The following is a 24114-nucleotide window of genomic DNA, read 5'->3' as shown; positions in this document are numbered from 1 at the left end:
CTTGCGGCAGTCGTTTTTTAATGAGCGATAAGGAGAGCAGCAATCCATATAGGCGGGTTTGCTGTAACCGCTCTTATGATGTGAACTTTCTTGACAAATGCCAATTATTCTCATTGATATCCGATTGTTTGCTTGATAAACTTTCTTTGTTATGAGTCGCAATTATAGGGGGATGCTAGAGTGAAAAAAACAACTTGGATATTAACATCGATCGTCATCATGGCAATGATCGTATCTGCTTGCGGCAATAAAGAAGACAATAACGCAACGAACGCTTCCGGCGGCGATGAGAAAGTATATCGCTTCGCGACGGACGCGCAATATCCGCCGATGGAGAGCATGGACAAGGACAAGATCGTCGGCTTCGACGTCGACTTCCTTGAGGCCGTCATGCAAGAGGCGGGCTTGAAATACGAATTGAAGAACGTCGGATGGGAAGCGCTGCTTACGAGCGTTGAACAAGGAACGGAATTCGACGGAGGCATTTCGGCAATGTCCATCACCGACGAGCGCAAAGAGACGTACGATTTCTCGCCGGCTTACTTCGAATCGACGAACATGATCCTCGTTAAAGAAGGAAGCGCGATTGCGAACGCGCTGGACCTGAAAGACAAGAAGGTTGCCGTCCAAATCGGCACGACGGCGGATAAGCTTATGACCGAGATCATGGGCAAAGGCAGCACGGACTTGAAGAGATTCGAAAGCAACACGCTGGCCATCATGGAGTTGGATAATAACGGCGTCGATGCGGTTGTCGCGGATATCGCCGTGGTTCAAGAATACTTGAAGAACAACCCGAACGCGAAAATCAAAGGGATTCTTGACCGCGAGAATTTCGCATCCGAATACTATGGCATCGCCTTCCCTAAAGGCGGCGAGCTGAGAGCGAAGCTTGAGCCTGCGGTTAAGAAAGTGCTTGAAAGCGATAAGTACAAAGAAATTTACGCCAAATGGATCGGCGGCGAGCCGGATATGACCGGCGTGCTGAGTCAGAAGTAAGAGATGGGGAAGCATGCGTAATGATACATTGCGCATGCTTTTTTTGCGAAGGAGCATGATGAATACATAAGGAAGGATGTGCCTGGTGAGCGATTTTAATTTTCACATTATCGAGGAGTACTTTTCGCTGTTCATGGAAGGTACGCTCTTAACGATCGAGCTCTCGATCGGGGGGATCATTCTCGGATCCTTGCTAGGACTGGCAATTGCCTTCGGGAACATGTCGCGCAGATGGTATTTGCACTTGCCGACGCAAGGCTATATTCATTTATTCAGAGGAACGCCTTTACTGCTGCAAATTTTGATCGTGCATTTCGGCGTCGTCGCCCAAGTGCTGGGCAGGACGGATGCGATCGTCGCGTCCGTTGTTGCGCTTGCTCTTAACTCGGCTGCCTATACGGCGGAAATTTTCCGCGCGGGCATTCAGTCGATCGACAAGGGACAGACGGAAGCCGCGCTTTCATTGGGGATGACCCGAGGACAGGCGATGCGCCATATTATCCTGCCTCAGGCGATTAAACGCATGATTCCCGCATTCGGCAACGAATTTATCGTGTTGATTAAAGATTCTTCGCTAGTTGCCATCATTACCGCGCCGGAGTTGATGTATTGGACAAGATCGGCAGCCGCGCAATACAGCAGGGTGTGGGAGCCGTATTTGTTCGCCGCGCTCGTCTACTTGGTGCTGACTTATTCCTTGAGTAAGCTGCTTAAATTCGCGGAGAGGAAAATGTGATGCCCATGAATCCGATCATATCCGTGCAAGGAATCCATAAATCGTTCGGCAAAAACACGGTGCTTCGGGACATTTCGATCGAGATCGAGAAGCAAGAGGTCGTCGTCGTGATCGGTCCTTCGGGCTCCGGCAAGTCGACGTTCCTGCGATGCTTGAACCTGCTCGAGAGACCGGAGTCCGGCGATATCCGGATCGAAGGCCAGTCCTTATTCGATAAGAAGACGAAGATCGAAGAGATCCGCGCCGAAGCCGGCATGGTGTTCCAGAACTTCAACCTGTTCCCGCACAAGACGGTTCTCGAGAACATTATGCTTGCGCCGATGAAGGTGCGTAACCAGTCCGCCGAGCAAGCCCGCGCGAAGGCGCTGGAGCTGCTCGCCAAAGTCGGGCTGATAGACAAAGCCGACGCGAAGCCAAGCTCGCTGTCCGGGGGCCAATCGCAGCGCGTGGCAATCGCTCGCGCCCTCGCGATGGAGCCGAAGGTGATGCTGTTCGACGAACCGACCTCCGCGCTCGATCCGGAGATGGTCGGCGAAGTGCTGGCCGTCATGAAACAGCTGGCGCAAGAGGGAATGACGATGGTCGTCGTCACCCACGAGATGGGCTTCGCGCGTGAAGTCGGCGACCGGATCGTGTTCATGGAACAGGGGAAAATCGTCGAGATCGGCGAGCCGAAGCAAATTTTCGAGGCAGCGCAGCAAGAACGGACGAGGGTATTTTTATCGAAGGTACTGTAATTTTAGTTCGCGATATAGGCTTCCCTACTCTCATGTTGTACAATTGCCTAATGGCGTTGTACGAGGGAGTTTAGAGTCGAATGATGAAAGCCGGAAGCAACAAGCCGCGATCGCGGTTATCGCTAGGGGAAATCGGCCAAGGCGGAGCGGAAGGAGCTCGCGTTCGTTGGCTGATTTTCTATTTATTCTGCGTGGTGTCGGCGTCCACCGTAGGGAGAACGGCTGCGGATACGTTATTCCTGTCCCGGTTCGACGCATCCCGGCTTTCGATGATGTATTTGCCGCAAGCGGCCTCTTTGATATTCATTGGTTTTCTATTTCAACGTTACGGCAGCCGAATCCGTCTGGATCGGCTGCTTGTGCTGCTTATTCCGGTCATTTCGGGTTTAGTCGTACTATCGCGGCTCGGGGTGGCGGCCGATCTAGGCTGGGTATATCCCGTCATTTACGTCGGGTTCGACGTATTCAACTTTCTCATGATCGTATGTTTCTGGCAGTTCGCTTCCTCCGTGCTCGACCAGCGAAAGGCGAAGAAGACGATTCCGCTCGTCGGCAGCGGCGGCATCGTCGGCGGGATCCTAAGCGGCTTCGGTCTGAAGCTGCTGGCCCCTCTCATCGGTACGGACAACTTGCTCCTCCTGTATGCCGCTCTGCAACTGCTTGCGTTGGTGTCCGTCCTCTTGATTAACCGGACGGTCCCGAACCCGGCGGATACTTACGGGAGCGGAGCGGCTGGAGCTAAGGACAAGCAGGCGAAGAACAAGCTCGGCAAGCGTTCGGGCTTGTTCGAGAACGTGCCGCATCTGAAGTACATCGCGATCCTCTCGGGCGCTCTCGTGATCTCGCTTACGCTCATCGATTATCAGTTCAAGGTTATCTTAAGAGAGTCGCTGCAGAACGAAGCGCTTGCGGGGTTCATGGGCAGTTTCTACGGTTTCTCCGGGTTATGCGCGTTACTCGTGCAATTGTTCGTGGCGGGCAAATTGCTCAGCCGGTTCGGAGTGATGATGTCGATTCTCGTGTTTCCGATCGCGTTGTTCGCGGGGAGTCTCGGCGTATTGCTTGCTCCGGCGTTAGCGCTGGCACTGCTCGTGAAAGGCAGCGACAAAGTGCTCGGGGATACGATATATTCCTCGGTCAACCAGCTCATCATGTTCCCGATCTCTCCGGAATGGCGCAATCGCGCGAAGAGCTTCCTCGACGGCGTCATCCGCAACGGGGCGAAGGGAGTCGCCGCCGTCAGCTTGATCGTCTTGTCGCCGCTGCTCAGCGTACGGGAATTCAGCTTCGTCGTGCTTGCGCTCGTCGGCATCGGCATCTACGCGGCGATTCGCGTTAAGGGCGCTTATCTGCGCATGCTGCTATCGACCTTGGAAGCGCGGGGGACGGAGTTGCCGGAGGCGGAGCTCGATCTGATGGATCCCGCCAGCCGCCGCTTGTTGGCCGGAGCGCTAAGCAGCCCCGATCGCCAGCAAGCGTTGTATGCGCTGCGAACGCTGTCGGGGCTAGAATCATTCGATCTGAAGCCGTATTTGCCAGCGTTGCTGCGCCACCCGGCTTCGGAGGTCGCGGCGGAAGCGCTCAGGCATATCGAGCGGGCGACGCCGGACGGTATGCGGCAAGAATTGCGGAAGCTGCTCGCGGAGACACCTGACGACGGCGTTATCGCGCAAGGGCTCATCGCGATTGCCGCGTACGCCGAAGAGTCCGACTTGGTGCTGCTGACGGAGAAGCTCGATGCGGACAAGGTAGAGATAAGAGCAGGTGCGATCGCAGGTCTGATCAAGTATTACGGAATCGAAGGCATGTTCCGAGCGGTAGGCACGTTAAAGGCGCTGATCGAGAGCGGCTTCGAGGACGAGCGGACGGCGATGGCGTCGTTGTTCGGCCGGATCGGTATCCGGGAGTTCTATAAGCCGCTTATCCCGATGCTTCAGGATTCATCGGCCGAAGTGCGCAGATGCGCGCTGCGGTCGGCGAGCGAGCTCGCCGTACCCGAGCTTGTGCCGTACATCGTTCCGTTGCTGAAGGAGAGCCGGACTCGCCGGCAGGCAATAGAAGCGTTGGCGGCTTACGAAGACGCGATCGTGCTTCCGTTGCTCGAACCTTACTTGGCCGCGGCAGTGTCGCCCGCTTCTCCGCATGTGCCGAAAGCGATTGAACGAATCGGTACGCAGGCGGCATTCGACATGCTGCTGAGGCATTACGGGACGGCAGGCTTCGACATGCGCGATCGGCTGCTCGCTGCGATGACGGGCATGGAGCGGGAGCCGCTTAAGGTAGACGCGAACGAAGTCGAACGTTTGGCGTTGATCGAGCTTGAGCATTACCGGTTATTCGCCGACAATCTGAACTGGACGACGCGCAGAGCCTCGGATACGGAGCTGCGCGATGCGGCGGAGCAAGCGCGGGCATCGATGATGCGGAGAGCGTTCGGACTGCTCGGACTCATTTACGATCCGATGACGATCGATGCCGTATATCTGGGATGGTTGGAAGGCGACGCCAGACGACAGGCGAACGCGGCTGAAGTCATGGACCAGCTGTTGCAGGGGGAAGTGAGGACGGAGCTGACGAAGTGGATGCTGGCATCGCGCACCGCGGAAGCAAGCAACGGGCAAACGGTGAAGAAGGAGCAGCTCATCTGGTTATATGAGCGCGGAGACGAAATGCTGCGCGAAGCGATCCGCTATTCCGCGATCGGCGCGGAAGCGGACCGAACGGGCAGACGAGGTCTTCCGTTCATAGGAGTCGACGATGGGGACGCGCTGCGCGAGCGGATGACCCGTCTGCAAATGCTGCGGCAATCGAGCTTGTTCGAAGGGTTTAAGAGCAAGGATCTTCTGCCGCTCGTCGATTATTTGCAGAAGATCGACGTGTCTCAAGATCAGCTTCTCTTCAGGGAAGGCGATCCCGGCGATTCGATGTTCCTCGTGCGCGAAGGCACGGCAGGCATCTACCGACGCGATACGCTTATCGATGAGCGCGGCCCCGGCGACCATATCGGCGAGACGGCGGTGTTGACGCGCAGGTTGCGGACGGCTATGGTCCGCGCGAAGACGGACGTTAGTCTGCTGCGTCTAAGCTCGGCGGATTTCTACGAGGCGCTGTTCGACCGGACGGAGCTTGCGCTCGAGATGATGAAGCGGATGTCCCGCAAGCTTCGCGAGGCCATGGAGCGCCAGCGTCAAGCCGAAGCGTCGGGGCTTACGGCACAGGCGCATGCCGAAGCGGCGGCGGCTCGCGAAGCGACTTCCGACACCGCTTCCGACAACGCTGCCGATTCGCCATCCGAGCCGTCCGCCGAAATCACGAACCAAGTCATCCTGCGCAGAGTGCTTATTTTGCAGAAAATAGAGCTGTTCGCACACCTGTCCCAAGACGACTTCGTTCGGCTGGCGAACCGGGTCGAGGAGGTCGCGTACGAACCGGGAGAAACGATCTGCCGCATGGACGAGCACGGGGATACGATGTTCGGCATTATCGAAGGCAGCATCCAGGTGCATAGAGGCGCGGAGAAGCTCGCGCAGCTCGGCGTCGGGCAATGCTTCGGCGAGATGGCGATCATCGACAGCGGACCGCGCTCGGCCGACTGTACGGCGATCGAGAGAACCGTGCTGCTCAAGCTGGGCCGCCAGCAGGTCATCTCCTTCGTCTTCCAGCAGATCGAAGCGCTCAAAGGGATGATGAAGGTGCTCGCCGATCGGCTTCGGGAGCTTAATTAGGATCAAGGTTGAATATTCTCGGTGACTGACTAATTGACTAACTAATTGACTGACTAAACGATGCTAAATGTACCGAATGCAGTTCCGGAATGAAACAAGTTACCATTAGATCGATGAGATGCATGGAGTGCTGGTAATTCGGCGCAAAAGTGGTTTTGAAGGAGATTTGAGCCAGTTACATGTACTTGGTGCAGGTAGATCGTCATAACAAAACATCCTTGGTCGATTAACTGTATTTCATGCACTCAAGCGGGATTCGACCCAACCAAAAAGACGTTCGTTCATCGGCATTAGCAGCCGGAGAACGAACGTCTTCTTTCGCGTTACTTGATGATTTCCGGTTCCGGAGCGTCCGCGCCGCGGGTGTCTACCGTAACCTTCTTCATGACTTGAGCCGTCTTCGGGCGGTCTTGCGAGCCTCTCGGCGTGCTTACGATCTCGTCCGCGACTTCGATGCCTTCGATCACTTTGCCGAACGACGCGTATTGGCCGTCCAGGTGCGGAGAATCCGCGACCATGATGAAGAACTGGGAGCCCGCCGAGTTCGGATCCATCGAGCGAGCCATCGAGAGGACGCCTCTCGTGTGCTTCAGGTCGTTCTTGAAGCCGTTGCCCGAGAATTCGCCTTCGATACTGTAGCCCGGTCCGCCCATGCCGGAGCCTTCCGGGTCGCCGCCTTGGATCATGAAGCCCGGGATTACGCGGTGGAAGATCGTGCCGTCGTAGAACCCTTTTTTAACTAGAGAGATAAAGTTGTTGACCGTGTTCGGCGCGATCTTAGGGTAAAGTTCTACCTTGATCGTCTTGCCGCTGTCCATCTCGATCGTGACGATAGGATTATCGCCGGAAGTGTCCAAAGTACTCGTGGCTGCCGCCCCCTCTTGATTAGTTGATGCCGGCTGAGAAGCCGTTCCCGATGCATTGTTGCCGGAATTGTCGCGCTTTCCGCATCCCGCCACGATGAGCAGGGCAACGAGCGCCAGAGCCAATACGGCTAAGCCTGTCCGTTTTCTTGCTGCGAACAACCTTGCTTCCCCCTTGCATGCACATATTACTTTCCGTATCATACCATTTTCGCGCCGTGCGAATCCAGTCGGGTACTTACCGCGATTAACGGGACGTATACGTGGTTTTATTAACCGCTCTTGCAACCCGGGGAGCGATTGGTTAAGGTGGGTTTAGACGCTAGAGGCCAACCTCGATAGAAAGGACAACGCGGATGCGGACTTTTTTCAAATTTCTAGGGAAGTATCGGATCTCGGCCGGCATGGCCGTCGGTTTCATGTTAATAGAGCTGTTCGCGGAGCTGCTGCAGCCTTACCTGATCTCGATCATCATCGACAAGGGGATCGCCCGGCAGGATCTGTCGGTCGTCTGGCTATGGGGCGGCGTGCTCGCGCTTGCGGCATTGGCGGCGTTCGTCTGCGGCATTCTGAGTTCGTTCGTCTCGGCGCACGCCAGCCAAAGCTTGGGCTACGACGTTCGGGAAGCGCTTTATTCGAAGGTGCAGGGGATGGCTTACGCCGCGTTCAACCGGTTCGCGACCTCGTCGCTCATTACGAGACTGACGAACGACGCGACGCAGCTGCAGGACGTCGTGTTCATGGGGCTGCGGTTTTTCCTGCGGATGCCGCTGCTCGTCGTCGGAAGCATGATCATGGCGCTGACCGTGGATGCATCGTTAGGTTTGTTGCTCGTCGTTACGGTTCCGGTGCTGGTTTTATTCGTTATTTGGGTGATGAGAAAGGCGTCGGCGCTATTCCGCAGAGTCCAAGCGAGGCTCGATACGCTGAACGGCGTCATGCAGGAAAATTTCACGGGCATGCGGCTCATCCGGATATTCGTACGGCGGAAGGTGGAGGGCGAGCGGTTCGACCGGCGCGGGCGCGAGTTGATGAACAGCTCCGTGTCGGCGATGCAACTGACGGAGTTTACGCAGCCTTTCATCTTGCTTCTCATGAACGCGGGCATTATCGCGGTGCTCTGGTTCGGACATCAGGAGATCGATACGGGAAGCGCGTCGATGGGGCAGGTCGTCGCGATCGTCAACTATTCGCTGCGGACGGCCGTGGCGATGTCGATGCTCGGTTCGATTATCATGACGGTATCGCGCGCCCGGGCTTCGGCTCAACGGGTCGAAGAGGTATTGTTTACGGAGGAAAAGGACGCTTTGGCTACGGGCGGCGACGCTTCGGCGGCAACGGCGTTGGACGGCGATCTGGCGTTCGAGAACGTGACTTTCCGCTATCCCGACGCGGGGGCGCCTTCGCTCGAGGACGTGACGTTCGGCGTGCGGGCGGGACAGACGGCGGCGATCATGGGCGCGACCGGCTCGGGCAAAACAACGCTCATGCAGCTCATCATTCGCTTCTACGAACCGGACTCGGGCGTCGTGCGTGTCGGCGGGGAGGACGTGCGGGAAGTCGATCTCGGTACGCTGCGCGGTTCGATCGGGTACGTCCCGCAGGAGGCGCTGCTGTTCACCGGTACGATCCGGGACAACATCGCGTGGGGCAAGGAAGACGCGACGATGGAAGAAATCGTCGAGGCGGCGGAGTCCGCGCAAATTCACGAGACGATCATGAAGTTCCCGGACGGCTACGACACGCAGCTCGGACAGCGCGGCGTGAACTTGTCCGGCGGGCAGAAGCAACGGCTGTCGATCGCCCGGGCTCTCATAAGGAAACCGGCGATTCTGCTGCTCGACGACAGCATGAGCGCGCTCGATACGCGGACGGAGGCGGCGGTCATGCAAGCGCTCGGCCGCTTGTCCGGCACGACGACGCTGCTCATAACGCAGAAGATCAGCGCCGCGTCGAAGGCGGATCTGATCATCCTGCTGGACGACGGACGCATGCTCGCTCAAGGCAGCCACGGGCAACTGCTGGCGACCGAATCTCTCTACCGCGCGATCTACGAATCCCAATCCGGAGAGGAGGCGGCGGCTCATGCGACGGATATGGCAAGCTATAAGTGAACCTTTTCGCTACCCGCGTCCGGACCTGAAGCTCGAGGAACAGAAGGGCCTCGGCTTAGGCGGGCCGATCGGCCCGAGAGGTCCGGCGATGCCGGTTCCGGGTCAAGGCGGCCCAGGGGGCCAGGGGGGCGCGGGGCGTCCGGGCAGTCAGAGCGGTTCAGGCGGGCCGGGCGGTCGCCGCAAGGCGGAGAAGGCGAAGGAGTGGCGCAATACGCTAAGCCGGATTTGGAACTACCTCTCCTATCGCAAAGCGCAGATCGGCATCATTCTCGCGATGGTCGTCATGACGACGGCTCTGGCGCTCTTGGGACCGTATTTGATCGGCCAAGCGATCGACGATTACCTGGAAGGGCCGGGCGGCGAGCCGTGGGTGCTGTTCCTCGTCGGCTTGTCCGGCGTGTACGTGCTAAGCTCGGCCATCGGCTGGGTACAGAACGTGTGGATGATTCGCATCGCGCAGGAGACCGTGCTGCGGATGCGCTTGGATTTGTTCGCCCGTCTGCATAAGCTGCCGATTCCGTTCTTCGGCAAGCGCAGGCAAGGCGATCTGATGAGCCGGATGACGAACGACATGGACAACGTCAGCTCGACGCTCGGCAGCTCGGCGATTCAACTGTTCTCGAGCGTGCTGATGCTGACGGGGACCATCGTCGTCATGCTTCGGCTCAGTTGGATTCTGACTGTGCTTACTTTCTTGATCGTTCCTCTTATGGTCCTCGGCATGAGGTGGATTACCCGGCGGACGGGACCGCTGTTCAAGGAACGGCAGCGGCATCTCGGTGAGCTGAACGGATACATCGAAGAGACGTTGTCGGGACAGCGCATCGTCAAGGCGTTCTCCCAGGAAGAGCGCGTCATGCGGGAGTTCCGGGAGCGCAACGATAAGATCAAGCTGGCGGGCTTCTGGTCGCAGTCGATCTCGGGCTTCATTCCGAAGCTGATGAACGGGCTGAACAACCTTAGCTTCGCCATCATTGCGGGATTCGGCGGCGTGCTGGCCATTCACGGCAACGGCGTCACCGTCGGGACGATCATTATTTTCGTGGAGTATGCCAGACAATTCACGCGGCCGCTCAACGATCTCGCGAACCAATGGAATACGCTGCTGTCGGCGATCGCGGGCGCGGAGCGCGTGTTCGAGGTGCTGGACGAGCGGGAGGAAGACGCGGACGAGGGCAATGCGCGGGAGCTTGCTGCGATGAAGGGCGAGGTCGTGTTCGACGGCGTATCGTTCTCGTACGACGCGCAAGCGGGACAGACGCTGAAGGATATCGATTTCGTCGCGAAGCCGGGCGAGACGATCGCGATCGTCGGACCGACCGGCGCCGGCAAAACGTCGCTCATCCAACTGCTCGCCCGCTTCTACGACGTGAGCGGCGGCACGATCAAGGTGGACGGCCACGACATCTCGGCGATCAAGCGGGACAGCTTGCGCTCGCATATGGCTTTCGTGCTTCAAGATTCGTTCCTGTTCGAAGGAACGATTCGCGACAACATTCGATACGGACGGCTGGACGCGCCGGACGCGGAGGTCGAAGCGGCGGCTAAGCTCGCGAATGCGCACGGTTTTATCGCCCGGTTGCCGGGCGGATACGGGCACGTGTTGAAGGGCGACGGCAGCGGCATCAGCCAAGGGCAGAAGCAATTGCTCGCGATCGCCCGCGCGATTCTCGCCGACCCGTCGATCCTCGTCTTGGACGAGGCGACGAGCAGCATCGACACGGTGACGGAGATTAAGATCCAAGAGGGCTTGTACCGCTTAATGGAAGGCCGCACGAGCTTCGTGATCGCCCACCGGCTGAACACGATTCGCAAGGCCGATCAAATTCTCGTGCTGAAGGACGGACGGATTATCGAGCGCGGCACCCATTCGCAGTTGCTCGCGGCCGGGGGCTTCTACAGCAGTCTGCATCAGGCGTGAGTCGGCGTTATTGTTGGATGAGTACGGGCGTCTTGACCTTGATTTGATCGTACAGCCAGCGGACATCCTTATTGTGCATACGGATGCAGCCTTTGCTGACGTACTTGCCGATCGACTTCTCGTTGTTCGTGCCGTGGATGCCGTAGGCGTAAGAGGTCTTGCCGCTCTTAAACGTAACGAGAAGTCCGAGCCAGCGGTCGCCTAACGGATTCTTCGGATCGCCGCCCTTGATCTTCTCCTTGTAATAGGGGCGGTTCTTGATTTTCTCGCGGATGGTGAACAGGCCTTCGGGCGTGAGGGACGGCTTGCGGCCGGTCGCTACGATGAACGACTTGACCAGCTCGCCGAGCTCGTAGAAGTACAGCTTGTTCTGGCTTTTGTCGATGACGATGAACTGCTCGTACTTGGCGTACTTCTCGGCGAGTACGTTCGTTGCTTCGGCTTTCTTGGTCGCTTTGGCTGCGGCTGCAATGGCTGGCGTGGCGGCCAGCGTGAAAGACAAGAATAGCAATAGGACGAATGCGGTGAGCGTGCGCCAGCTCCCGGTGCGAATGACGCTCATGGATGGATGCCTCCCGTGTCGGTAATGACACACTATATGCGGGAGGCGAGACAAGAATGGCGACTTTTAACAACATTTTATATACGAAGGGGACAAACAAGTGAATTATACAGCGAACGATGTCGCAACCTGGATGTTCAACCGCATGCGCGACGCCGGCGTCTTGTACCAAGAAGAAGCCGTCGAATACATCCGCGCCAACTTCGGAGACTCGTTCATCTACGTGAACGAAGCCGGCCACGAATCGATCGACAAAGAAGTGAAGAAACTCTTCAAGAAGATGCACGGCGGCAAAGCTGCATGGGATCGGGACGGGTTCTTCTGGGGCTGGACTTCGGCGATAAGGGTGTAGGGTAGTGTGAGGTGAGGGAGGCTGTTGAGGGAGATATCGGAGGAGTAAGGGGAAGATCCGCGCGGGGCGCGGGTCTTTTTTATGTAATCGTAGTGTCAAAGCTGGAGTTCCGAGTGGGAGTGGGACGAATAACAGTAAATGGATAGTTATTATTCGGGTAAACAGTTGAATTATCCAAATAACAACAGATCGATAGTTATTGGGGCGTATATACGGGTGTTGACAGTTTAGTGGCTCAAATAACTGCAAACTGTTGTTATTTGGCGAGTATGAGCTCGATATGGACGAAATAACTGCAGATCGTTGTTATTTTGTTATGGGTATGACTGCTTTTTTTGGGAGTGTCAAGGATTGACTGAATTTGTTTGAAATGTAAAGGAACATCCAAGTGGGCATGGTTTACTAAGAAGCCGTCGAATACATCCGCGCCAACTTCGGAGACTCGTTCATCTACGTGAACGAAGCCGGCCACGAGTCGATCGACAAAGAAGTGAAGAAGCTGTTCAAGAAGATGCACGGCGGCAAAGCCGTGGAAGTTAAAGATGCGATTCTCATCATGATTGGTTTTGCAACTTTTGTAATTGCGCTTTAACATACATCGGGAATAACTACAAGAAAAAGTAAAATCCCACCCCAAGGTTAGCGCCAAAGGTGGGATTTTTTCTCTTTGCTTACTCAGAAGGGAAACCCGTCCAAGCCAATTGTCGAGGCCAAGTGTTCCAGCACTTGGTCTTGTTATATGAATAATAACATACGGAGAATTGAACGACAAGAATGTTAGTACCGTAGGATCCGTGCGGGGTCGGGTCTTTTTATGAACATAAAGCTTATATCGCAGAAGCCTTTTCAGTTGAGAAGATCGGACTTTTTGGTTCCTTCGCAAGAGATGAGCAAACGGAAGAAAGTGATATTGATATATTAGTGGAATTTAAGCAGCCAGTTGGCTTTGAGTTTATTGAACTTAAAGAATACCTAGAATCATTGTTTCAAAAACGAGTAGATCTGGTAACGGCAAACGCGCTAAAACCGTTTATGAAAGAACAAGTCATGAACGAGGTGCAATTTCAATGAAACGAAAGGGCATTTCAATTAATTGACATCTTAGAGTCAATTAACAAAATTGAGACTTACACTAAGGGAATCGATTTCGATTCCTTTTGTTGTAATGAAATGATGTTTGATGCGGTAATTAGAAATCTAGGCCGACCAGAGATTGCTGGAGGCCCACTTTTATGGAAAATAATACTCAACTATCCCTCACAGGCCCGAATACTTTACTGATCGTTCTCAAAATGATAAGATAACTCGGCGGAGGTGATTGTCATGGCGCGAAATCGAGAGTTCGATGAGAATGTGGTGCTTCAAAAGGCGATGGAGCTCTTCTGGGAGCAAGGATACGAAAAAACATCGATAAACGACCTTGTAGAAAGGATGGGAGTCCATCGTCGGAGTTTATACGATACTTTCGGAGATAAGCATGCCTTATTTATGATGGCGATTGATCGATATGAGAGTGCTACCAAGTCTAACCTTGAGTCTCTTGTTTCACGGAGTAAATCTGCCAAGCAAGCGATTCGTTTTATTTTCGATTATATGATTGAAGGTAGCGAGGATGGGCCGACGGGATGTCTATTCGTCAATTCCGCTGTCGAACTGGCTTCTCGGGATAGCGAGGTCGATGCTAAGGCATGTGAATCGTTCAAGTTTACCGAGGAATTGCTGGCGGAGCTTATTCGCAAGGGTCAACACAATGGCGAGTTCCAAAGTAAGGAATTTGCGGAGGTTCTTGCGGCAAGCTTGCATAATACGCTGCTTGGCATTCGTGTCCTAGTACAAACTTCGGTCGGCAAAGATAAGCTGAATCTAATCGCTAACTTTTCCATGTCGCTATTAGATAAATAATCGGTCTTGCATTTAATACTTTACCGATCGTTCTCAATATGTTATGCTGCGAATACGAGAACGACCATTCTCATAACCGCAATAAGGGGTGAACCCAAGCTCCGGTGGCGGCATTGTGAAATGCAGTTATTTTTTTTACCAATACGAGAACGATGATTCTCAAATAGGGAGAGGGATTCGATATGTCAATCGCGCAAAATCAAAAAGGCAAAGTGGCTTTGATTACGGGTGCCACCCGTGGAATCGGCTTAGAAACCGCCCGCGGGCTTGGCCGATTGGGTATTACCGTTATTATCGGTGCTCGCGATGCCCGCAATGGCGTAGCTGTCGTCAATCAATTAAAGCAAGAAGGAATAAACGCGGTCAGCGTGAAAATAGATGTGAATGAGATCGCGGATCATGGAGCAGTCTATGATTATATTGACAATAACTTCGGCAAACTGGACATTCTAATTAACAATGCAGGCATTCTGCTGGATGTGGAAGATATTTCGGGAAACATCGTAAACCGCACGAGCACGCTCCCGATTGAACTTATTCGTGAAACGTTCGATGTTAACTTTTTCTCGCAGATCCAGTTCACTCAAACCCTATTGCCGCTTATTCGTAAATCCGAGGCGGGGCGTATCGTTAATCTATCCAGCGTTCTTGGTTCCTTGACTTTGCACGCCAATCCCGACGCTCCGATCTATTCTTTCAAAACCTTCGCGTACAATGCCTCAAAAGCAGCTTTGAATGCTTTTACCATTCATTTAGCGCATGAATTGAGAGACACTCCGATCAAGGTGAATTCCGTTCACCCAGGTTGGGTCCGCACCAGACTCGGGGGAGGCAGCGCATCAATGGATGAAGCTGAAGGAAGCGTGACCAGTATCAAATTTGCTACCCTTCCCGAAGAGGGACCAACAGGCGCATTCTATCATCAGGACGACCAACTGCCTTGGTAAGCGAATAACGCATGTGCTAGAGACTAAGGAGATCCGCGAACATTCGCGGATCTTTTCCTGCTTCAAAATCGAACAAATGTTCTTCGGTTTATTGGTACAAGATGGTATACTGGTGAAGTACAATTGAATCTTGGGTGGGTTGCACTTTTAACATACATCGGGAAATAACTACAAGAGAAAGTAAAAACCCACCCTTGGTTAGTAGAGTGCACCCCTTAGAATGGACATTGGAAAAACCCCTGGTTTATCCGATGAATTCTAGGGGGTGCATTTTTTATGGCTGTTAAGGGGCAGAAGTTCAAGCGATACACGCATGAGGTTAAAGTAGAGGCAATTCGCCTCCATGTTGAGGAAGGTTGGACTTATCGTCAGATCAATGAACATTTGGGGATTGCAGATCAAGATCGCATGAAAAAATGGATGCGGAAGTATCGGAACTTGGGGCAGTTCGGGTTATTGGATCGGCGTGGCCGAAAAACAGAATACATCAACCAAGATCGACACTTACAAAGCTTGATACGGGAAAATGAAATGCTAAAAAAGTGTTTGGAAATCTGGATGCGGGAGGTGTGCGTCGAAAGTACAGGGCCATTGAGCAGGCGTCAGAGTGGTATGCGGTAAGTGAGCTTTGCAAAGCATTTAAGGTTTCGCGCAGTGGTTACTACGCCTATTTAGCGCGTAAGGGGGCTAGTCGAGATAAGGATCTCAAAGCAAGAATCCAGGCCTTATATACGAAGTATGACGGTAAATACGGGTATAGGCAGCTTCAGCTTTTCCTTTTTCAAGAACAGGGAATATGGGTTAACCATAAGAAAGTTCTACGTCTAATGCAGGAGCTCGGGATACGTTCTAAAATCCGGCGTAAGCACCGCTGTAACTACGCGTCAACAGTCGGTGGGCGCGTCGTGGAGAATCTGTTAAAGCGAGACTTTCAAGCCAACATGCCAAATCGAAAATGGGTCACAGATGTCACTCAGGTTCGAGTGGCGGATACCTGGCTATATTTATCGGTCGTTAAAGATTTATTCAATAATGAAATCGTCGCTCATCATATGGACTTACGTAACGACAACCAACTCGTCTTGCGGACATTCGAGAAGGCCTTTGAAAAGCAAAAGGACATGTCTGGATTGATCGTTCACAGCGATCAAGGATTCCAGTACACGTCCTATGCATACCACGACATGCTGCCAAAGGTTGGCGCCCAAATCAGCATGTCACGCCGAGGCAATTGTCATGACAACGCCTCAATGGAGAGCTTCTTCTCGCATCTCAAAACGGAAGGGCTCTACCTCTATGATATACGAAGCGTTGAAGAGGCACAAAGGCGAATCGAAACTTATATTGCGTTTTATAACCATTCTCGACCGCAAAGAAGACTTAAAAAAATGACGCCGGTTGAGTACCGACGCCAGTTTGTTGCTTAGGTGTTTTTTCATTGTCCGCTAAATGGGGTCTTGACCATAGCGCCGCGGTGGGTTTTCGAGCTTCTGTAACTTAGAAGGGATGAACCATCCAAGCCAATTGTATAGCCGAGTGTTAGCCGCACTCGGCTTTCTAAATAAAACAATACCATAAAATGTTGATGAAATGAACAACGTAATTTCGAATGAAGCCAGAACCATAAATTGACTAGGAGATGGGGAGATATGAAATTTGCGATTATTGGCGAGTTTGATTCTTCATTTAAGCCCCATCAAGTAACGAACGATGCCATACGCCATTCATTGCATTCCATGAATCGTAGCGTGGATTGGAATTGGATCTCTACTGAAGAGGTGCTTTCCGATAAAGAAGGAATTCTTAACTCCTACAGTGGCTTTTGGATTGCGCCCGGCAGTCCATACAAAAGGATGGAAGGCGCATTGGACGTAATAAGGCACTGCAGAATGAACAATGTGCCATTATTGGGGACTTGCGGCGGATATCAGCATATTGTAATCGAATATGCTAGGAACGTTCTATTCATAGAAGATGCCGAGCATGCCGAATATGATCCCTATGCGTCTAATCTCGTTGTGAATAAGCTTGTTTGTTCTTTGGCCGGTAAAGCTTTGGATATTAAGGTAGACAAAGAATCAAGAACCTATCGAATTTATAATCGAATACGGATCAAAGAGGAGTACTATTGTAACTTCGGTTTAAACCCGGAGTACCAGGAAAAGCTGCATCAAGCAGGATTAAAGACAGTCGGAAGCGACGACGACAACGAATCGAGAATCGTTGAATTGTCGAATCATCGTTTCTTTGTGGGCACGCTTTTCGTACCTCAGTTACTCTCTACTCAAGAACAACCTCATTGCTTAATCACGGAATTTTTAAGACAAGTCATTAATAGCACCATATAGAGATGACGGAGGTCCGCAGAGTTTGCGGGTCTCTTTTTTGTCGAACTTAATAAGAATTTTAAGTGCTTCTACACCTTGCATAGTATATACTCGTTACAAATATATCCATAGATTTCCTTATCTCATTCGGGCGTAGCCAGAGAGGACTTCACCGGCGGCGTGAGGGAGGATAACCCAAATTAGCAGAGAGAAAATTTATAAAATACTATACCTACTTTCAGCAATTCCAGTTGGATTTGGTTGTTTCTACGTCTTTATAGTGTTTGCATTCAACTTCGGGGATAGCTTTCCTTTTGGTAATGGAAATAAACTACTTGCTGTTATGGCAGTGGTAATAGCTGTAATAGGAATGATCCTTTTTCTATGGTTAGGAAAAATAATTTACGATTCGTATCGATATATTCCGCATATACTTGGCATAATTCTAGTTTCAACTATTTTAGCCATACCGGCCATAAAGCTTGTTAATCATATTAATGATTCCTATCGTCAATATTACGCCAAACATCATGAAGATAAATATATTACTGCTCTGCAAAAACAATTCGAAGAGAAACTGAGCTCATCAGGTCTAGATTTTGATAGGGCCAAGAGTAACTTCGAATCACTTTATTATAGAGATAAGAGAGTCTATTTAACCAAATCAAACGATCGGAAATTGACAATCGAAGAGATAGATAAGGTTATTCATATTGTGCCAGAAGCCGATGTGCAGATTAGCATAACGATTTATTATCACAATAAATTAGATGCAACCAATGAAAGGTTTCATTTGTTGCTCAATAAGGATAAAACGCCAACCGCAGTATGTGATCCGGGCAATATGGATGACTATGAATTGTTTTGCGCCAAATATGTTAGCGAGGCGTATAGAAACAGTGGGATTTGAACCGCCCCGGCGGGCGGATGGAAGTAACGCTTGTCATTGATTGGAGGCGATCTTGTGAATATAAGAATATTGGATGAATCGGATGCCAGGCAATATCAGGAACTACGATTGTGTGCACTGCTGGCGAATCCCGAAGCTTTCGGTTCGACTTATGAGAGAGAAAGTCGATTTACCGTGGAATTTATTATCGACCGTATAAAGCCGAGCAAGGACAAATTTGTTTTAGGGGCATTCGACAAAGATGGAGCTTTAATAGGAATGGTAACCCTTGTCCGTGAAAGCGGAGTGAAGACCGCCCATAAAGCCAGCGTATTCGGAATGTACGTGACCCAGGAACGAAGAGAGCAAGGAGCAGGAAAGGCGCTAATGAACGAACTAATCAAGATTGCCAGAGATATGGATGGTCTCGAACAAGTGAATTTGACTGTTGTATCGAATAACGAACAGGCCAAGAAGCTTTATCAATCAGTAGGCTTTGAGATATACGGAACAGAACGCCACGCATTAAAGTTTAATGACCGATACTATGATGAGACTCTGATGGCGTTACCTCTGTGAATAGAGCAACATTGTCGAGAAGGGGAGACGACTAGGCATGCTCAGGACAGGGCCATCCCTCGGATCAAACAACTGCTCGCTGAATTCGCAGGCAAGAAGATCGCGATCGGAACGCACGGGAACATCATGACGATCATACTGAACTATTTTGACGGGAGCCATGGTTATGAGTTCTGGGCACAGACGTCGAAGCCCGATATCTACAAGCTGGAATTCGATGGCGAGCGATTCGTGCAAGTAGAACGGTTATGGACGCCGCCCGATCGGTGAAGAAGATCTCGATCCTCCATGCTATGCTGAAAATAACAACGAATCGATAGTTACTTTTTGCGCTTTTGCTCATATCGAAGAAATAATAACAAATGGATAGTTATATCTGTAAATATCGTTCGATTGAAGTCACTTTCGCCAAAATAGCTGTAAATGGTTGTTATTCGTCACCTAACCTACGCTGGACTCGACAATAACTGCTAATGGTTATTATTTTGCTGCCGCCACCGCCATTGCAACCACCGTCGTTGCCACCGCCATAAGCAATCGCCCTCCGCCTGGCCTGCAAGGCCAAGCGGAGGGCGATTATAGTTTACGCGGCCACGTCCCGCTTCGTGAACGCCAGCCAAGCAACCAGGTTGAACACGATATAATAGCCGGCCAGCACCGCGATGGAGAAGCCGAGCGTCATCCCTTCTTGGTAAGGCTGACCATCCAGATACTGCGACAAGTCTATATTTGCAAACAGCAAGTACTTGCTCCATTCGTACGGGTGGAAAATCTCCAGCATGAGCACGCCCGCGAACAGCAGGAAGATCGAGAAACCGATCGCCATCGCGCTGCTGCGGAACGCGGACGAAATCATGAACGCCAGCGTCACGAACATAATCGTGGATACGCCGTTCAGAAGATACGTCTGCCATAGATGGCCGAACATGTTGTGCTCCTTAACGATTCCGTGCGAGTCGACGGTCAAGTAAGGAAGCCCGGTGGAATCGAATTGGTAGAGGATACCGTTCACGAGCAGCGATATTAAGAAAAGAATAATGAGCAGCAGCAGGCCGAACATGATCATGGAAGCGTATTTGGCTATGAGTATCTTCAAGCGGTTGGCCGGCCGGATGAGCAGCAGCTTGATCGTGCCGGTCGAGAATTCGCCGGCCAAGCTGTCCCCCGCGATAATGACTGTGAACAACGTGATCAGAACGATGAGATCCGCAGCGCCGTTAATGCCGCTCCACATCGTTCCGTCTTCCGGAGCGATGTCGTGCGCGAGCCGATACTTACTGATCGCGAGCTCGTCCCGGGCCCAGTCCTTACTGTCCTCGCCCATGTTCGGGTCCGCGAGCATTTTCTCGTAATGCGCGACATCCGCAGTAACCTCCGTCTGCCACGTCGTCTCCGTCAGGTCCTTGCGGTCGTAATACCAGTCGAAAATACTGGCGATGATCACGATGGCGATCATGCCGCCGATCATCACCCATGTGCGGTAACGACGATACACTTTCATATTCTCGTTCGCGATGAGATTAACCAATGCCTTCGCCTCCCGTCATTTCCAAGAAACGATCCTCGAGCGACTGCCGCACCGCGCGGGCGCCGTACACGTCGACGTCGTTCTTGATCAAGTAAGCCAAAATTTCCGGTATCCGGTCGCGGCCCGTCACGACTTCGATTCCCTCCGAAACCGCCTTCGCGTCTTCGACGCCGTTCATCGCGCGGATGTCCGCGACCGCGAGGGCGTCCGCCGAAGCTTCGATCAAGTACGTCTGCGCTTGGTCGTTGCCGCCGACGAACTCTTCGACGCCTTTCACGTCGATGAGCTTGCCGCGCTGCAGAATCGCGATCCGGTCGCACATCAGCTCCATCTCGGACAGCAGATGGCTCGATACGATGACGGTGATCCCTTCCTCGCGGGTGAGATGCCGCAAGTAATCGCGGAGCTCGCGAATGCCCGCCGGATCGAGACCGTTCGTCGGTTCGTCGAGAATGAGCAGCGACGGTTTATGCAGCATCGCTTGGGCGACGCCGAGCCGCTGGCGCATGCCGAGCGAATATTTCTTCACCTTATCGTGGATGCGGTCCTCCAGCTTAACAAGCTTAACGACTTCGTCGATCCGCGCTTTGGTGACGCCCGGCACCATGCGGGCGTAGTGGACCAAGTTGCGGTACCCGCTGAGGTATTTGTACATTTCGGGATTTTCCACGATCGCGCCGACATGGCTGATCGCTTGCTCGAATTCGGACTTGATGCTTTTGCCTTTAATGAGAATTTCGCCTTGCGTAATCTTCATCAGGCCGACCATCATGCGGATCGTCGTCGTTTTCCCGGCGCCGTTCGGTCCCAGGAAGCCGAATATTTCCCCTTTAGGTACGTCGAACGTCAAATGATCGATGATCGTCGTCTTGCCGATCCGCTTCGTGACGTTGCGTAAGCTTACGACTGCTTCTTGACTCATGGTTGTGCCCTCCCGTTATTATTCTTCGGCATAGATGACGATGTTGCCGTCTTCCGAAGTTACGTCGACTTGCCACTTTCCGTCGCCGACGGTTCCCCGCAGCGAGTAATCGCCTTTGCGCTCGCTCTCGACCGGGAACGGCAGCGTTGTCCGGAAGCGTCCGCCGGCGGTTGCCGCGTTCAGCCTGTATCCCGAATCGGCGGGCAGAATCACGCTCGTCTTCCCGTTGTCGGCGGTGACCCGGATATCCCCGCGAACGTCTTCCAGCTGGAGATCGCCGTTGCGGCTCCTCAGCTCGACGGCCCCGTCGACATTCCACATGTAGACAGGTCCGCCTTTGGTTTCTCCGCTTACTTTGCCGGCGATGCTTCTAAGGAAGTTACGACCCGAATGATTGTCGATCGCGACGTTGCCTCGAATGTCGATCAAGTTTGCGTCAGCGGAGCGATTGATCAGCTCGATATCGCCCGTTATACCGGACAGGTAGATGTTCCCGTAGTCCGAGGTCGCGGTAACGTTGCCTTGGACGTCGACGACTTCGAGCAATTCGCCGATCGCCGTGGCTGTCGCGTCTCCGACCGTTCCTTCGATACGTACCGTCGCGTTCTCGCTTTCGACCCGTACGTTCATGCCGTCCGGCACGAGCAATACGTAGTCGATGGTCGTGTCGTCGTTCCAATCGACGCGTTTGCCGTCCACGGATGCCTTCAGCGCGAGGCGACCGTCCCGGGCGACTTGATCGATCTGGACGGCGTCGCGCTTGCGATTGGCGAGATCCGCATCCCGAGCGGTCGCGGTAATCGTATAGCGTAAACGGACCATGGCGTCCTCCGAACGATTGACCGAGATCCGGCCCTCTACGACGCTGGACAATGACACTCCCGCGAGGTCTTCACGAGGGATGGTCAATTCCTTCTCCGCCGTAGCGACAGACTCGCGCCGCGAAGCATCGTACGCGTCCGTCTTCCGCTCGTTCACGAACGGCTTCCCGAATCGCTCGAACGACTCCGCTTTATTCGTCCAAAAGTCGGCGATCATTAGGCAGAACAGCGCCGCGACGGAGAGGAGGAGAAGCATTCTTCGCTTGCGAAACATGCGGCTCACACCTCCACCTCCTTCTCGAAGATATAACCGTTCAGCCACGTCAGCGCCGCGCCGAGCAATGCGAGACCGATGAACGGTCCCGAATTGAAGTACACCTTGTCAAGCTCGTTTCCTCCGACAATGAGCTCGGGCGCCCATTGCAACGCGTCGGACAGCAACGGATTGAACCGCATGATCAGCCATAGCGCCGCGAAGAAGGAGACGAACACCACGAGCCACTTGAATCTGGCGACCAATTGTCCGCACAGGAACGCGAATTGGACGACGATGACGAACAGCGTGACGAAGAACAAATACATCCATAGCATGTGCGCCGCCAAGTTGAAGAGCGCGGGGAAAGCATCTGCGGCTTGATCGTACTCGTTGAGCTCCTGCCATTGCGACGGAAGCAGCGTCGCCGCGAAGCTGCCGGCGATCCATATGCCCGTCGCCACGAGCAGAGCAAGCGAGGCTGCCAGCTTCGCCGTCAACACCTTCCACCCGCGAACGGGCAGAGACAGCAATAGATAAACCGAGTTCGACCTCCACTCGGCATGAAGCTGGTAATATCCCATACCGACCGCGAGCGCTCCCGCGAACAGGTAAGGGAGGAACAAGGCGATCGATGGGACGTAATCCGGGTTCCAATCGTCTCTCTTGTACAGGAAGAGCAAGTGCAGCAGAAGAACGGCCGCGCAGAATACGCCGTACAGCGGCAACGAGGCGCGCACCTCTTTCAGGAACAATTTGCGAAACGCCATCTACGCGTACACCTTCTCCCATAAGTTCTCGAGCGAACAGCCGTATTCCATCCGCAAATTTTCCGCCGTGTCGTGGATGTGCACGCGTCCGTCCCGCAGGAAGATTACGTCGTCCAGCATCGGCTCCGAATCTTTCACGGAGTGGGTCGAGAGCACGATCGTCTGCTCGTCCGTCCGAAACTCGCGGATGATCAAGCGGATGATCGCGGAGCGCGACGACGGATCGATGCCCGAGAACGGCTCGTCGAGCAGCACGAGCGGCACGTTGCGCGCGAGCGCCGCGATCAGCTTCAGTCTGGCGCGCATGCCCTTGGAGAGATTGCGTACCTTCTGTTTCGGGTCCAAGTTCATCGCGTCCAGCATTTGCGCGGCTTTGTCCGCCTCCCAGTCGCGATAGAACGAAGCGATGAAGCTCAAGGTTTCCTTGACCGTCATCCAGTTATAGAGATGATCGATCTCGGGTAGGTACGCGATGTGCGCCTTGTTGCGCACGTCGGGCTCGCGTCCGTTCACGCGGATCAGGCCGGAGCTCGGGTAGATGAGTCCCGCGAGCATCTTAAGCAGCGTCGACTTGCCGCTGCCGTTCGGGCCGAGCAGGCCGACGATGGTGCCTTGCTTAATCCGAAGATCGATGCCTTGGAGGGCGTGCTTCAGCAAATACCGTTTATGTACTCCCGTCATCTCGATTACGTTCGGTTGCGTATGTTCCGTAACGCCGGTCATGTCTATCCCTCCTCCTTGTATAGCTGTCCGCGCAACAGACGTTCGGTTTCGTCCGGCGCTATGCCGAGCTCGCGCATCTCCTCGATAAATTGCCGAATCGCGGCTTGAGCCATTTCCGTTCGGATATTCTGCAGCAGCGCCGGATCGTTCCGGATGAACGTACCTTGGCCGCGGAGCGTCTCGGTCAACCCTTCGCGCTCCATCTCTTGGTACGCGCGCTGCACCGTATTCGGATTTACTTGGGACATTTGCGCCCTCTCCTTGTGCGAAGGAATTTTGTCGCCGGGCGAAAGCTCGCCTCTGGCGAGCGCCTTTTTGACCTCGTCGACCATCTGCTGATAGATCGGTTTGGGACTGTCGAAGTTCAGCTGCACGTACGATCCTCCTTCTCGACCGCGAACCAGTACACTATTTGACTAGTGCACCATAAACATTATTTCTATT

The 24114-nt window shown here is 53.4% G+C and carries 25 protein-coding genes and 1 pseudogene; 18 read left to right on the top strand and 8 right to left on the bottom strand.

Annotation, left to right across the window (positions count from 1 at the left end; translation table 11 throughout):
* The first annotated feature begins 219 nt into the window (after positions 1 to 219).
* From COHPA_RS0110645 to COHPA_RS0110630, 4 genes are all read left to right on the top strand, one after another.
* A complete protein-coding gene (locus COHPA_RS0110645; protein ID WP_051421833.1) occupies positions 220 to 999 on the top strand; it encodes a basic amino acid ABC transporter substrate-binding protein in 780 nt (259 codons plus the stop codon).
* A 76-nt stretch (positions 1000 to 1075) separates the two neighbouring features.
* The gene (locus tag COHPA_RS0110640; RefSeq protein ID WP_035119418.1) at positions 1076 to 1735 is read left to right on the top strand and encodes an amino acid ABC transporter permease; all 660 of its coding nucleotides are present in this window, start codon (positions 1076 to 1078) and stop codon (positions 1733 to 1735) included.
* Positions 1736 to 1740: 5 nt separating this feature from the next.
* Entirely contained in the window at positions 1741 to 2472 is a 732-nt protein-coding gene (locus tag COHPA_RS0110635; protein WP_425393705.1) for an amino acid ABC transporter ATP-binding protein, read from the top strand.
* An 80-nt stretch (positions 2473 to 2552) separates the two neighbouring features.
* Positions 2553 to 6197 carry an Npt1/Npt2 family nucleotide transporter gene (locus COHPA_RS0110630; protein ID WP_027086155.1) on the top strand — a complete coding sequence of 1215 codons (3645 nt, stop codon included), beginning with the start codon at positions 2553 to 2555 and terminating at the stop codon, positions 6195 to 6197.
* A 323-nt stretch (positions 6198 to 6520) separates the two neighbouring features.
* Here the strand turns inward: COHPA_RS0110630 and COHPA_RS0110625 are convergent, their stop codons facing one another.
* The gene (locus tag COHPA_RS0110625; protein WP_027086154.1) at positions 6521 to 7222 is read right to left on the bottom strand and encodes a peptidylprolyl isomerase; all 702 of its coding nucleotides are present in this window, start codon (positions 7220 to 7222) and stop codon (positions 6521 to 6523) included.
* 194 nt (positions 7223 to 7416) lie between these two features.
* Here COHPA_RS0110625 and COHPA_RS0110620 point away from each other — a divergent pair, with 194 nt between their 5' ends.
* Together COHPA_RS0110620 and COHPA_RS0110615 are read left to right on the top strand one after the other, a co-directional pair.
* Entirely contained in the window at positions 7417 to 9174 is a 1758-nt protein-coding gene (locus COHPA_RS0110620; protein ID WP_027086153.1) for an ABC transporter ATP-binding protein, read from the top strand.
* On the top strand, positions 9146 to 11095 hold the full coding sequence (locus COHPA_RS0110615) for an ABC transporter ATP-binding protein (protein WP_027086152.1): 1950 nt from the start codon (positions 9146 to 9148) through the stop codon (positions 11093 to 11095). The genes COHPA_RS0110620 and COHPA_RS0110615 overlap by 29 nt, the downstream gene beginning before the upstream one ends.
* Positions 11096 to 11102: 7 nt before the next feature.
* Here COHPA_RS0110615 and COHPA_RS0110610 read toward each other — a convergent pair whose 3' ends face one another.
* On the bottom strand, positions 11103 to 11657 hold the full coding sequence (locus COHPA_RS0110610) for a L,D-transpeptidase (RefSeq protein ID WP_027086151.1): 555 nt from the start codon (positions 11655 to 11657) through the stop codon (positions 11103 to 11105).
* 100 nt (positions 11658 to 11757) lie between these two features.
* Here COHPA_RS0110610 and COHPA_RS0110605 point away from each other — a divergent pair, with 100 nt between their 5' ends.
* The 12 genes and pseudogenes from COHPA_RS0110605 to COHPA_RS25100 all read left to right on the top strand — a co-directional run bounded on the left by COHPA_RS0110605 (position 11758) and on the right by COHPA_RS25100 (position 18923).
* On the top strand, positions 11758 to 12009 hold the full coding sequence (locus COHPA_RS0110605; RefSeq protein ID WP_027086150.1) for a DUF6953 family protein: 252 nt from the start codon (positions 11758 to 11760) through the stop codon (positions 12007 to 12009).
* A 418-nt stretch (positions 12010 to 12427) separates the two neighbouring features.
* Positions 12428 to 12529: pseudogene (locus tag COHPA_RS26470) on the top strand (DUF6953 family protein); the annotation flags it as partial.
* The gene (locus COHPA_RS26465; protein ID WP_425393704.1) at positions 12521 to 12601 is read left to right on the top strand and encodes a putative holin-like toxin; all 81 of its coding nucleotides are present in this window, start codon (positions 12521 to 12523) and stop codon (positions 12599 to 12601) included. The pseudogene COHPA_RS26470 and the gene COHPA_RS26465, both read left to right, overlap by 9 nt.
* Positions 12602 to 12840: 239 nt before the next feature.
* Complete coding sequence (locus tag COHPA_RS23365) at positions 12841 to 13080, top strand: nucleotidyltransferase family protein (protein ID WP_051421745.1); 240 nt, start codon at positions 12841 to 12843, stop codon at positions 13078 to 13080.
* Positions 13081 to 13332: 252 nt separating this feature from the next.
* A complete protein-coding gene (locus COHPA_RS0110590; protein ID WP_027086149.1) occupies positions 13333 to 13911 on the top strand; it encodes a TetR/AcrR family transcriptional regulator in 579 nt (192 codons plus the stop codon).
* A 182-nt stretch (positions 13912 to 14093) separates the two neighbouring features.
* Complete coding sequence (locus tag COHPA_RS0110585; RefSeq protein WP_027086148.1) at positions 14094 to 14858, top strand: SDR family oxidoreductase; 765 nt, start codon at positions 14094 to 14096, stop codon at positions 14856 to 14858.
* A 276-nt stretch (positions 14859 to 15134) separates the two neighbouring features.
* Positions 15135 to 15479, top strand: a complete 345-nt coding sequence (locus tag COHPA_RS0110580) for a helix-turn-helix domain-containing protein (protein ID WP_027085583.1) — start codon at positions 15135 to 15137, stop codon at positions 15477 to 15479.
* Positions 15401 to 16285: an IS3 family transposase gene (locus COHPA_RS0110575; RefSeq protein ID WP_084760463.1), complete on the top strand. Its 885-nt coding sequence runs from the start codon at positions 15401 to 15403 to the stop codon at positions 16283 to 16285. Before COHPA_RS0110580 ends, COHPA_RS0110575 begins: the two co-directional genes overlap by 79 nt.
* A gap of 222 nt (positions 16286 to 16507) precedes the next feature.
* Complete coding sequence (locus COHPA_RS0110570) at positions 16508 to 17206, top strand: CTP synthase C-terminal region-related (seleno)protein (RefSeq protein WP_027086147.1); 699 nt, start codon at positions 16508 to 16510, stop codon at positions 17204 to 17206.
* A gap of 259 nt (positions 17207 to 17465) precedes the next feature.
* Entirely contained in the window at positions 17466 to 18095 is a 630-nt protein-coding gene (locus COHPA_RS0110565) for a hypothetical protein (protein ID WP_156926639.1), read from the top strand.
* Positions 18096 to 18149: 54 nt separating this feature from the next.
* A complete protein-coding gene (locus COHPA_RS0110560) occupies positions 18150 to 18653 on the top strand; it encodes a GNAT family N-acetyltransferase (protein WP_027086145.1) in 504 nt (167 codons plus the stop codon).
* Positions 18654 to 18923: a histidine phosphatase family protein gene (locus COHPA_RS25100; protein ID WP_084760564.1), complete on the top strand. Its 270-nt coding sequence runs from the start codon at positions 18654 to 18656 to the stop codon at positions 18921 to 18923.
* A 313-nt stretch (positions 18924 to 19236) separates the two neighbouring features.
* Here COHPA_RS25100 and COHPA_RS0110550 read toward each other — a convergent pair whose 3' ends face one another.
* The 6 genes from COHPA_RS0110550 to COHPA_RS0110525 are packed head-to-tail and all read right to left on the bottom strand — an operon-like array spanning position 19237 to position 24044.
* Complete coding sequence (locus tag COHPA_RS0110550; RefSeq protein ID WP_027086144.1) at positions 19237 to 20181, bottom strand: ABC transporter permease; 945 nt, start codon at positions 20179 to 20181, stop codon at positions 19237 to 19239.
* Positions 20174 to 21103 carry an ABC transporter ATP-binding protein gene (locus tag COHPA_RS0110545; protein ID WP_027086143.1) on the bottom strand — a complete coding sequence of 310 codons (930 nt, stop codon included), beginning with the start codon at positions 21101 to 21103 and terminating at the stop codon, positions 20174 to 20176. Before COHPA_RS0110545 ends, COHPA_RS0110550 begins: the two co-directional genes overlap by 8 nt.
* An 18-nt stretch (positions 21104 to 21121) precedes the next feature.
* Entirely contained in the window at positions 21122 to 22198 is a 1077-nt protein-coding gene (locus COHPA_RS0110540; protein WP_245590337.1) for a DUF4097 family beta strand repeat-containing protein, read from the bottom strand.
* Between the two features lie 5 nt (positions 22199 to 22203).
* Entirely contained in the window at positions 22204 to 22947 is a 744-nt protein-coding gene (locus COHPA_RS0110535; RefSeq protein ID WP_027086141.1) for a hypothetical protein, read from the bottom strand.
* A complete protein-coding gene (locus tag COHPA_RS0110530; protein ID WP_027086140.1) occupies positions 22948 to 23670 on the bottom strand; it encodes an ABC transporter ATP-binding protein in 723 nt (240 codons plus the stop codon).
* Positions 23671 to 23672: 2 nt separating this feature from the next.
* Complete coding sequence (locus tag COHPA_RS0110525) at positions 23673 to 24044, bottom strand: GntR family transcriptional regulator (protein WP_027086139.1); 372 nt, start codon at positions 24042 to 24044, stop codon at positions 23673 to 23675.
* Between the last annotated feature and the right edge of the window lie 70 nt (positions 24045 to 24114).

Origin of the sequence: Cohnella panacarvi Gsoil 349, assembly GCF_000515335.1 — a bacterium.
GTDB classification, from domain to species: domain Bacteria; phylum Bacillota; class Bacilli; order Paenibacillales; family Paenibacillaceae; genus Cohnella; species Cohnella panacarvi.
The sequence above is the reverse complement of the archived record's forward strand: the minus strand, read 5'-3'. Positions and strand labels throughout refer to the sequence as shown.

Coding starts and splice junctions, on each gene's coding strand:
- COHPA_RS0110645 (WP_051421833.1), top strand. CDS start 220: ATGGCAATGATCGTATCTGCTTGCGGCAATAAAGAAGACAATAACGCA.
- COHPA_RS0110640 (WP_035119418.1), top strand. CDS start 1,076: ATGTGCCTGGTGAGCGATTTTAATTTTCACATTATCGAGGAGTACTTT.
- COHPA_RS0110635 (WP_425393705.1), top strand. CDS start 1,741: ATGAATCCGATCATATCCGTGCAAGGAATCCATAAATCGTTCGGCAAA.
- COHPA_RS0110630 (WP_027086155.1), top strand. CDS start 2,553: ATGATGAAAGCCGGAAGCAACAAGCCGCGATCGCGGTTATCGCTAGGG.
- COHPA_RS0110620 (WP_027086153.1), top strand. CDS start 7,417: ATGCGGACTTTTTTCAAATTTCTAGGGAAGTATCGGATCTCGGCCGGC.
- COHPA_RS0110615 (WP_027086152.1), top strand. CDS start 9,146: ATGCGACGGATATGGCAAGCTATAAGTGAACCTTTTCGCTACCCGCGT.
- COHPA_RS0110610 (WP_027086151.1), bottom strand. CDS start 11,657: ATGAGCGTCATTCGCACCGGGAGCTGGCGCACGCTCACCGCATTCGTC.
- COHPA_RS26465 (WP_425393704.1), top strand. CDS start 12,521: ATGCACGGCGGCAAAGCCGTGGAAGTTAAAGATGCGATTCTCATCATG.
- COHPA_RS0110590 (WP_027086149.1), top strand. CDS start 13,333: ATGGCGCGAAATCGAGAGTTCGATGAGAATGTGGTGCTTCAAAAGGCG.
- COHPA_RS0110585 (WP_027086148.1), top strand. CDS start 14,094: ATGTCAATCGCGCAAAATCAAAAAGGCAAAGTGGCTTTGATTACGGGT.
- COHPA_RS0110580 (WP_027085583.1), top strand. CDS start 15,135: ATGGCTGTTAAGGGGCAGAAGTTCAAGCGATACACGCATGAGGTTAAA.
- COHPA_RS0110570 (WP_027086147.1), top strand. CDS start 16,508: ATGAAATTTGCGATTATTGGCGAGTTTGATTCTTCATTTAAGCCCCAT.
- COHPA_RS0110545 (WP_027086143.1), bottom strand. CDS start 21,103: ATGAGTCAAGAAGCAGTCGTAAGCTTACGCAACGTCACGAAGCGGATC.
- COHPA_RS0110540 (WP_245590337.1), bottom strand. CDS start 22,198: ATGTTTCGCAAGCGAAGAATGCTTCTCCTCCTCTCCGTCGCGGCGCTG.
- COHPA_RS0110535 (WP_027086141.1), bottom strand. CDS start 22,947: ATGGCGTTTCGCAAATTGTTCCTGAAAGAGGTGCGCGCCTCGTTGCCG.
- COHPA_RS0110530 (WP_027086140.1), bottom strand. CDS start 23,670: ATGACCGGCGTTACGGAACATACGCAACCGAACGTAATCGAGATGACG.